7 protein-coding genes and 3 pseudogenes are annotated in these 9,739 nt (G+C 54.3%); 4 read left to right on the plus strand and 6 right to left on the minus strand.

The genetic code is table 11. The features are described from left to right. Positions 1-26: 26 nt before the first annotated feature. On the minus strand, positions 27-1,052 hold the full coding sequence (locus BMZ35_RS20455; protein ID WP_093094197.1) for an IS30 family transposase: 1,026 nt from the start codon (positions 1,050-1,052) through the stop codon (positions 27-29). Between the two features lie 227 nt (positions 1,053-1,279). Between BMZ35_RS20455 and BMZ35_RS20460 the strand changes: the two are divergent. Continuing rightward, positions 1,280-2,406: pseudogene (locus BMZ35_RS20460) on the plus strand (IS21/IS408/IS1162 family transposase); the annotation flags it as partial. 148 nt (positions 2,407-2,554) lie between these two features. Here BMZ35_RS20460 and BMZ35_RS20465 read toward each other — a convergent pair. The 5 genes from BMZ35_RS20465 to BMZ35_RS20485 are packed head-to-tail and all read right to left on the minus strand — an operon-like array spanning position 2,555 to position 7,121. Beyond that, positions 2,555-3,592 (minus strand): hypothetical protein, encoded by a 1,038-nt coding sequence (locus tag BMZ35_RS20465; RefSeq protein ID WP_131814417.1) that lies wholly within the window; start codon positions 3,590-3,592, stop codon positions 2,555-2,557. A 22-nt stretch (positions 3,593-3,614) separates the two neighbouring features. Continuing rightward, positions 3,615-4,442, minus strand: coding sequence for a hypothetical protein (locus BMZ35_RS20470; protein ID WP_093097258.1), 828 nt, complete (start codon positions 4,440-4,442; stop codon positions 3,615-3,617). A 47-nt stretch (positions 4,443-4,489) separates the two neighbouring features. Next, a complete protein-coding gene (locus BMZ35_RS20475) occupies positions 4,490-5,482 on the minus strand; it encodes a glycosyltransferase family 2 protein (protein ID WP_093097261.1) in 993 nt (330 codons plus the stop codon). After that, entirely contained in the window at positions 5,479-6,486 is a 1,008-nt protein-coding gene (locus BMZ35_RS20480) for a glycosyltransferase family A protein (protein WP_093097264.1), read from the minus strand. Before BMZ35_RS20480 ends, BMZ35_RS20475 begins: the two co-directional genes overlap by 4 nt. Before the next feature lie 14 nt (positions 6,487-6,500). Further along, positions 6,501-7,121 (minus strand): hypothetical protein, encoded by a 621-nt coding sequence (locus BMZ35_RS20485; protein WP_093097267.1) that lies wholly within the window; start codon positions 7,119-7,121, stop codon positions 6,501-6,503. Positions 7,122-7,359: 238 nt separating this feature from the next. On the opposite strand from BMZ35_RS20485, the gene glf reads away from it, so the two are divergent. The 3 genes and pseudogenes from glf to BMZ35_RS20500 form a co-directional block, all read left to right on the plus strand. Next, positions 7,360-8,508 carry a UDP-galactopyranose mutase gene (gene glf, locus BMZ35_RS20490; protein ID WP_093097270.1) on the plus strand — a complete coding sequence of 383 codons (1,149 nt, stop codon included), beginning with the start codon at positions 7,360-7,362 and terminating at the stop codon, positions 8,506-8,508. 147 nt (positions 8,509-8,655) lie between these two features. Then, positions 8,656-8,913 (plus strand): annotated as a pseudogene (locus BMZ35_RS20495) (hypothetical protein); the annotation flags it as partial. A gap of 82 nt (positions 8,914-8,995) precedes the next feature. Then, positions 8,996-9,739, plus strand: a pseudogene (locus BMZ35_RS20500) (IS3 family transposase); the annotation flags it as partial.

Raw genomic sequence — 9,739 nt, forward strand, 5'->3', positions numbered from 1 at the left:
TGTGAGCGATAGTTGAACTGCGACTCCTATTGCCTTCGAGGGTAGGGAGATCGGCCGAGTTCCACCATCATCTTTTCCCTGAAGACCTCCGCTGGCGTTTTCCACCCGAGGCATTTTCGGGGCGTGTTGTTGAGCCGGTCGCAGATCTGTTTCAGTTCGTGGTCTGAGACGGCCGTGATGTCGTGTTTTCGGGGCAGCCATCTTCGAACCCGGCGATTGGTGTTCTCGACAGTGCCTTTCTGCCAAGGCGAGGAGGGGTCACAGAACCACGTCTGCGTTCCGATCTCGGCCTGAAGGTGCGGCCAGCTGACGAACTCGGTGCCGCGGTCGAAGGTGATAGATTTGCGCGCCAGGTGGGGCAGGTCACGCACCGCTTTCATAATCTTGCCCATGACGGGTTTGGTTCGTTTGTTCGGGTTCTTCAGCAGCACCGTGAACCGGCTGACCCGCTCGACCAGCGATGTGACGTTCGATTGCCCAAGGCTCTGTTTGAACAGCATCAAATCGCCTTCCCAGTGGCCGAACTGGCGGCGATGGGCAACATCATCCGGACGGAACAGGATGCTGACATCGCGGTCAAACTTGGGCGCCTGGCGTTCCCTGGCACGGCGGGGACGGCGATACTTGCGGTGGTTTGGCAGATACCACCACAGCTCCTGCGCCATGCCTTCCTTGGAATAGATGTACCGGTAGATCGTTTCCTGACAGACGCGCAGCCTTGCGCCTTCATAGATCATTCGGTTGCCGATCTGTTCAGGCGTCCACCCATGCTTGAGCCGTTCCACAACTCTTTTGAGCAATTGCGGATAGCGGATCAGCTTGCGCTGCCGCGCACGCCGATCGGCTGCCATCAGATGGGCGGCAGCACCATAGTAGCCGTCACACTTAGGCATGCATTCATCGCTGAAAAAGTTCCGCTTGATCTCGCGGTGGATCGTGGCTTTCGAGCGCTTCAGCACACGCGCCATCTCGCGAACAGGGACCTTAGCATGTCGCCAGCGTTCGATTCTGCGGCGTTCCTCAATGCTCAGTTGCGTGTAAACAGCTCCCATGGCACAATCTCCTCATTAGATAACTCATTGTTTTCTAATAGGAGTCGCACTTGAAGGTAGCGCGCACCCCGGTTACATTATAAATACGCATAATCTTTGTTATGTAATTTTATGTGAACGGCGGAGCAATACTCGGCCACGGTAGCGGCGTCGTTGTGGTGTCGCGGCGGTGTAAAAGTCGGCCACTTTGCCCTTTCATTTGATGGGAGGGCTTGGGGATATTCACCGTGGATTTGTACTTGAAGGTTCGTCACGCTCACTTTGAAGAAGGGTTGAGCGGGCGTCAAATTGCTTGGGGTTTTGGGATCAGCTGAGATAGTGTCGCGAAGATGTTGGCGTACTCGGAGGCGCCTGGGTGCCGGCGGACTACGCCGATCAAGCGGCCCAAGCTTGATCCTTTCGCTGGCCAGATTGACCAATGGTTGTCCGAGGACAAGACCCGGCCACGCAAATAGCGACACACAGCCAAACGGATATTTGAGCGGTTGCGCGACGAATGCGGGTTTGATGGTGGCTATACGATTGTAAAAGACTATGTGCGTGCCAGGAAGCGCATCGGCAAGGAGATGTTTGTGCCGCTGAGCCATCCTCCGGGGTATGGGCAGGCGGATTTTGGCGAAGCGCTGGTTGTCATTGGTGGGATAGAGCAGAAGGCGTACTTCTTCGCGTTTGATCTGCCGCACAGCGATGCCTTGTGGCCAAGACCATGCCCGATGGTACGCGGCAGAGAACCCAGCGGTTCAGCGCAATGCTGTCGCATTACGTGATCGGGGATAGTTATGGCCGCCCCGGCAAGGGCAAGGTCGAAGGTCTGGTTGGCTACGGACGGCGCAACTTCATGGTGCCGATGCCACGCTTTGCCACCTGGGATGCGTTCAACGAGTATTTGGAGAAGCAATGCCACAAACGGCAGGCCGACATCCTGCGTGGTCACAAGATCAGCATTGGTGACCGGCTGGAAGCGGATTTGGCGGCGATGCGCACCCTGCCAGCCGCTCCTTTTGAAGCCTGTGATCAGCAAAGCGGTCAGGTGACGGCGACATCCGTCGTGCGTTATAGCGGCAATGATTACTCTGGGCCAGTTGCCTACGGCTACCGTGAGGTTTGGATTAAGGGCTTCGTAGGTCGTGTGGTGATCGGCTGCGCCGCTGAGGTGATCGCCGATCACCCTCGCTCCTATGACCGGGGCGATATGGTGTTTGACCCGGTGCACTACCTGCGCCTAATCGAGCGCAAGATCATGTCCTTTGATCAGGCGACGCCATCGCAAAACTGGGAGCTGCCAGAAGCCTTCGCCACACTTCAGCGGTTGCTGGAGGCCCGCCAAGGCAAAGCAGGCAAGCGCGAGTACGTGCATCCAAGTGGTTTCTACGCATGGATTCCTACCGGGGGAGAAGATGCAGTAGAAGAAAGTATCGTATTGAAGTGATTGTGAAAAAACTTTTAATCTTACAGGCCAGAAAATGGTAGTTGTTCGACTGTGTTATTATCAGAAAGTCAACTCAGCCCTTGTCCGCCGCGCGCGCCCATGCCGATGCAATCCGATATTCTTCTGGGGTCAGGACATTGCAGGGGTCGTCGTCAAGAGCAATTTCCAAAGCTTTTTCAGGGGCTGCCTGTAGCGCGGTTGTCATGTAGGCCCCATTTAGGAAACCAGTGTCGAGTTTGTCCGCATCCTGTGCATAGACGCGCACAACGTCTTCCGCCAAGCTTTTATGAAGTGCCAGTGTAGTACGTTTTGTGCGAGGCGTTTTATTCAGTTCACGAATCAAGGCAACGCCCATTTTCTCCTGCCATGCGCTGACATTGCCTTCATGACCACAGGCAGAATGAAAGACCCGTGCGATCATCAGATCTTCGTATGACGGGGTGACGTTCCGAATTCTCGTTTCACGCATATTGAAATTTTCGCTGTCGAACAGCAGCCGAAAGAAGTCCGCAACAACGTCATTGCGAAAAAGGCTAGAGCGAATCATCGGCCGGAGCAGTAGGCGCTGTCCGAACACGCTTCGCCAATGCTCAAACCGCTTGTTGTAAAAAAACCCCCAATGATGTGGTTCGGTTTTTGTAGCGAGAAACCTGTGAAACTCGCTCAGGTTACCTTGAAAAAAACCGTGCTTGACACGCTCAGCATAACCAGACACCACCCGTTCGGCATGGGGGCGTAGATAACCGATTATTCTCAGACGGTCACGGTATTCAGGAAAATGGCGCTCCAGAATTTCCGCCAGTGCCTGAGGGCTGACATACTCGAACATCTCGGTCGAAATTACCGCTAAATCCGCATCCGAGCGCCCCACCCTTTCGGCGACTGAGGCAAACAGAGCATCGCGCATTTTCGCATTCGGCCTGTTTGGCATCAAGGAGCGAGCTAACTTTTCGTGTTGCCCATGCCGCTTATCAAATGGCTCTTTGTCTCCAACACCCGGATATAAAATCCGCCGATTTGGAACGACATACGACTTACTTGCTAAGGCGGCTTGAATCGACGTGCTGCCCGTCTTAAAGCCGCCTATATGAACGATCAGCTCATCAACCACAGAGATTTTACTCCTAATCCTTTCATTGGGCGTTCACCATTGGATTCCTCAAGGCATATGTGGCAAGAAGCTTTCGCTTTACGAATTCTTTACGCAGCTCTTCACCATTAATAATCTTGGAAAATGGGGCTGAAGGTTTATCCTGCCGGGAAAACATCGGCTTGCTGATCGTTTTGGGATACATCATGTCGACCCCGACAGATCGCAGCCCGATATACTGTTTTTCCACAAGAGTCCCTTTGGGGACATTGATATCGGCATCATAGGAAAAAATGCTGTACTTTCGCCCAGCCTCCCGCAAAACAGCTTCTGTTTCAGCATACCAACGGTCCAGTTTGGCCGCCCATTCCATAAATTCGTGAAAATCAATTTCAATTTTTAGATCGCTGGTATCTTGATTGACCCAAACGTTCTTTTCTCGAGCCTTGCAAAAGGAAATATAGCTATCAATTCGATTTCGAACTACGAACAACACATGTCGGTTTGAGCTCTCTAAAATCTCTCTGAGATGCGGCCTATTAAGTTGATCAGCAAAAATCTTATACGAGAAAGCTGTTTTTCCAATTTCCGCTACAGCGGCTTTTAGTGCTGCTAGGAACTCAAGGGGCGCTTGGCGTACGAAATTTACAAAGCTCTTATCCTGTGGATCATCATATTGTGTTCCCAAATTGGAATTGATCATCGCCAGAATCCCCTCGTACTTGCTGACTCCGAATACACCTTCTGGACTAAATAATTCCAAGAAGGCCGCATTCTCCTCAAAAGCTCCGAGCGTATCGCAAAAGTAATTTGTTCCGCTGCGAGGGGCGGCAACAATTGTGATTTCACGTACATCTTCCAAGTTCAGCACATACGTCTCCTTTTAGTTCGTCCGAATGGTTAATGATGCTTGCTTTGTCAGAATTCTCGGAAGAACTCAAATCGTTCATCCAAGTAGATCGCAGCCATCTTGCGCACATTCGAAGGGTCGAAACCAGATATGGCGATCGCATGCCAGAACACATCCGGCGAAAGCGGACAAACATGCTGTTGGGCGCGCTCAAACACCTCGTTGAGGAACCCCGCAGGCACATGGTTGGCGCACCAGATGATGTGCTTGAACAACCATTCCAGATAAAGATCCCGGTTGGCTTCCAGCGCCCCGCTCTGTTCCAGCTTCTCGCGAATGATTGTCGCGTGGTCGAAAATCTTGATGTATTTCGTACCCTTTGCGGACACCGTCTGCCCGCTACGGGCCATGCGATGAACATGTGTGGGCCGGTAGTAAAAATCGAACGTCTCCGCCTTGACCGTGGTTTCCCAGTGGAACGGGTTGTCCTCAAAGAAGAAATCCCCTACCGGGAAACGAATTTTGTGCCGTTCCAGAAAACCGCGGCTGTAGATTTTGCGCCACGGGAACGGAGCCATCTTCAAGAGCGTGTCACGGCGGGCACGAATGTTGGTGAGCGACGGCAGCTGTTCCCAATAATGCCCTTCGGGATATTGCGTGAACTTTCCGGTATCATTCCAGTATTCGAGGCAATCGCACACCGTGAAGTCATACCCACCGCTCAGGTGCTGTTCAAGCGCCCCCTTGAGATTGTACGGGATCACCCAGTCGTCACCGTCGATAAAGACCACGACATCGCCCGTGGCCATGTCCAACCCGGCATTGCCGGCGCTGGCCACACCGCCAACGGTGTTTTTTGAGAAATACACCGGGTTAAAGCTGACATTGTCGGGCAGGTTGCGGGCAACCGTGTCAACGATGGTGCGGGTCCGGTCGATGGAACAGTCATCCACCACGATAAGTTCCAGATCGTCGATCCCGACATCAATGATGGATTGCATCGCCGTCGCGATATATTCCTGTACATTGAAACAGGTGATGATTGCGCTGATCTTGCTCATCTGCTCGCTCCCCGCTCCCCGCGCTGCAACCGCCCCAGGGAAGGCAACTGGTTCTTCTGGGCCGAGCTGTGTTCGCCCGTTTCCAGATAAACCTGGAACAGATCAATCTCTTCCTTGTATTTCTTGCGCCACTCGCGGCTCGTCTTATCCTTTCTCGCGCACAGCGTGTCTGTCATCCAGGCGAACATGTCATGACAAAAGGCATCAAACTCGGGAAGCAGTTTCTCGGCCAAGGGATGGGCACCCAGCTCCTTGTGCAACTCATGCAGCAACGGGAACACGCCCATACGCCGTTCGCCGATATAGTTCGTGGCGCGCGTACCCTGCTCGATTTCATAATGGGTGATCAGCGGCGGCGCCCAGCCCAACACGCTGAACCGTTTGGAGCGCATGAAGCTGTGCCAGTGCGGAGGAATATCCTCGTGCATACGCAGGTCGGGAAAGCGAATATCCGCCCGCTCCAGAAAATCGCGGCGATAAATCTTATTCCACGGGAAATTCACCGTGTTGAGGGCCGAGGGCATCTCTTCCAGGGTCACGGTCCCCATAGGGAATGGTGCGTGCTCGATGCGGGTGAAAAACGTGGCATCCACCTGGTGCATTTCATAGCTGTAGCGCTGCTCATGGCTGCGCGCGAGGTGGTATTTGAAAAGGGCAAAATCAGCACCGTTCTCAAGCGGGGCCAGGGCAATGTAATCGAAGAAATAATCTGACAGAAGGTCATCGGCGTCGAGAAACATCACATAGTCGCCGGTGACCAGGTCACGCCCGGTATTGCGCGCCAGAGCCGGGCCGCCATTGGTCTGCTGACGGTGGTAGGTCAGCGTGATATTGTCTGGAAGCGATGCGTTTTGAATGATGTCGGCGGTATTGTCGTCCGAGCAATCATCCACGATCACCAACTGAATATTTTCCGGCCGGGACGAGAAATACTTCAAATGTACTTTCAGTCCCTGAGCATCGTTATATGCAGGGATCACGAAACTGTAGTTTCGTACTGACATGGCTATTTTACCCTCTAAATGTTCAGGTTTTCCACGTTGGACAACGTCACATCAAAATTTACGCCTTCAAAAAAGAAAAGTACTTCAGCGCCAACGGCTTCATTCACCAGCTGGGGATCCGTGCGAATGAACGAAATTTGATCTTCCGCATCGGGTTCCAGCAGAATGACATTGCGGGCAAAGCTGTCCTTGAACCCGTCGGGCAGCAGATAGCGCAGACACGGCCGAAAAGCGGCCACGCCTTCTGCCCGGCCTCGGATCAGCAGCCCTAGGAAGCGGGAGGACCGCAGCGCCTCGACCGACAAGATGTAGGAAAAGGAAAACCACGGGCTCGTGCCCCGATCCATCAGCTGAATGCGGCAGCCTTCCGACGGGACCGGTTCGACAGAGGCCACGACACCGCTGTCTGCCTTGAAATCGACCCAGATATGATCCAGAAGCGCATGTCGTGGCTCCAGCGCCTGTGTAGCCATCACTTCGGACAGCCTGCTCAGGCGGCCATTCTCTGTGCTGAACTCTTTGGCACTAGCTTCGAAAGCTTCGGTCAGACGCAATAAAATAGGGTTGGTCTTCGGCATCTTTTGCGTAGTCAAAGCTTCGGTCAGACGCAATAAAATAGGGTTGGTCTTCGGCATCTTTTGCGTAGTCCTGGAATTATGAAAAACTTTCTAGAGGCGGGATGCCCGATCCCCAAAGCCCTGTCAATGCTGCATTCCGGCCCATCCACCGCACCCACGGGCCCGGTCTTTCGAACTTGGGCAACTGCCGAACTTTCAGGCAAAGCCGGTTGCGCAGGGGTTTGCGGCTGGATCGCTCGTGGCATGTGCGCTATAGGCTGGATGAATTGAGACCGAACATCAAAAGGCTGTTGTTTTGAACATTCTACTTGTAGGCGCGGGCCTTTCCGGCGCGATCATTGGGCGCACGCTCGCCGAGGCGGGGCACAACATCACCATCATCGACGGACGCGACCATATCGGCGGCAACTGCCACACCGAACGCGATGCCGAAACCAATGTCATGGTACATGTCTATGGCCCCCATATTTTCCACACCGACGACGAAGAGGTGTGGAACTATGTCAACAGCTTCACCACATTCATGCCTTACAAGAACCGGGTGAAGACTACGAGCCAGGGCCAGGTGTTCTCGTTGCCGATCAACCTTCACACCATCAACCAGTATTACAACAAGACGCTCCGCCCTGCCGAAGCGCGCGACTTCATCGAGAACGAGATCGCCGACAAGTCGATCACCGATCCGCAGACCTTCGAAGAACAGGCGATGCGCTTTGTCGGTCCCGATCTCTACAAAGCTTTCTTCGAAGGCTACACGATCAAGCAGTGGGGCTGTTCGCCCACCGAGCTGCCGGCTTCGATCCTCAAGCGCCTGCCTGTGCGCTTCAACTATGACGACAACTACTTCTTCCACAAGTTCCAGGGCATGCCCGAGAACGGCTATACGCCGATGATCGAGGCCATTCTCGACCACGAGAACATCACCGTACATCTGGAGACCTGGTTCGACCCAGACACGGCAGGGGAGTACGATCACGTCTTCTATTCCGGCCCGCTGGATGGCTATTTCGGCTACAAGCTAGGACGGCTGGGATACCGGACGCTGGATTTCGAGAAATTCACCGACAAGGGCGATTACCAGGGCTGCGCAGTGATGAACTATGGCGACCGCGAGGTGCCCTATACCCGCATCACCGAGCACAAACATTTCAGCCCTTGGGAAGAGCATGAAGGCACGGTCTGCTACAAGGAATTCAGCCGCGCCTGCGAACCCGAGGACATTCCTTATTACCCGATCCGTCAGGTCAAGGAGAAGGCGCTGCTAAGCGATTATGTGAAGCTTGCCGAAGAAACCGGCGGCGTGACCTTCGTGGGTCGACTAGGTACCTATCGTTATCTCGACATGGATGTGACCATCCGCGAGGCGATGGATACGGCGGCGGCTTTCCTCGAGAGTGCCGCGAAGGGCGAGAAAATGCCAGCCTTCGTCCAGAACCCCCTTTGATAAGCAGCAACGTATCCCGCTTTAGAGCGTCGTTCCTGAAATCTGAATCGGCTGGCTTCCCACGGGGCCATTTTTGTGATTCACCATATGTGGAGGAGAATCATGCGCAAATCGCTATCGCTGGATATACGATAGAGGGACGTCGCGTTGGTGGACGAAGGCCTGTCTTACCGTCAAGCCACGCGGCGTTTGCGGATATCGGCTGCAAGCGCGGTGCGGAACACGGCCTGAGTGCAGCCCCGGCCATGCTGTCGCGCCATCTGATCCATCGCCTTGGCTTCACATATAAAAAAATCGCTGATTGCGACGGAGAGGCTGCGCAAGAGGGTTCGCGCGGCACAATACGAGCGGCGCCACCGCCGGATGCCGAGGATGCGCCTTGAGCCACATCGGCTCGTGTTCATTGTGCTCTGACACCCGAAAATTCAGCCATTTCTGATTAGAGTTTTCCGCTACGATTTCCTGGCTGGGAGAAGGAGCGGATTCGATGAAAGCATCGAGATTCACGGACGCGCAGAAAGCGTTCATCATCAAGCAAGGCGAGGACGGCAAGACGGTCGCCGAGATTTGTCGGGAAGCTGGCATTAGCCAAGCGACCTATTTCAACTGGAAGAAAAAGTATGCCGGACTGCTGCCATCGGAAATGCGTCGGCTGCGTGATTTGGAAGATGAGAACAACCGGTTGAAGAAGATCGTTGCGGATCTGACCCTGGACCGTGAGATGTTGCAGGACGTCATCAAGCGAAAGCTCTGAGGCCGGATCGCAAGCGCGAGATCATCGACGGCGTCCGGGAAGACTGGTCGGTCTCAATCCGACGGGCCTGTGGGGCTCTTCGGTTTGATCGTTCCACCTATCAGTACAAATCCCGGCGCACCGATCCGGCCGCCCTGAGAAAGCGGATCAAGGCGGTTTGTGAGACCCGTGTGCGTTACGGCTATCGCCGGGTGCACTATGTCCTGCGGCGTGAGGGCTGGGAGGTGAATGTGAAGAAGGTTTATCGAATTTACAGGGAAATGGGGCTTCAGTTGCGAAATAAGACGCCAAAGCGCCGGGTGAAAGCCAAGCTTCGCGAAGACCGTAGCGACGCGATCAGACCGAACGATGTCTGGGCGATGGACTTCGTGCATGACCAGCTCGCCACGGGCCGCAAGCTGCGGGTGCTGACTGTGGTCGATACTTTCTCGCGGTTCGCCCCTGTCATTGATCCGAGGTTCAGTTATCGAGGCGAAG

Source organism: Shimia aestuarii, assembly GCF_900114635.1.
In the GTDB taxonomy this organism is placed as follows: domain Bacteria; phylum Pseudomonadota; class Alphaproteobacteria; order Rhodobacterales; family Rhodobacteraceae; genus Shimia; species Shimia aestuarii.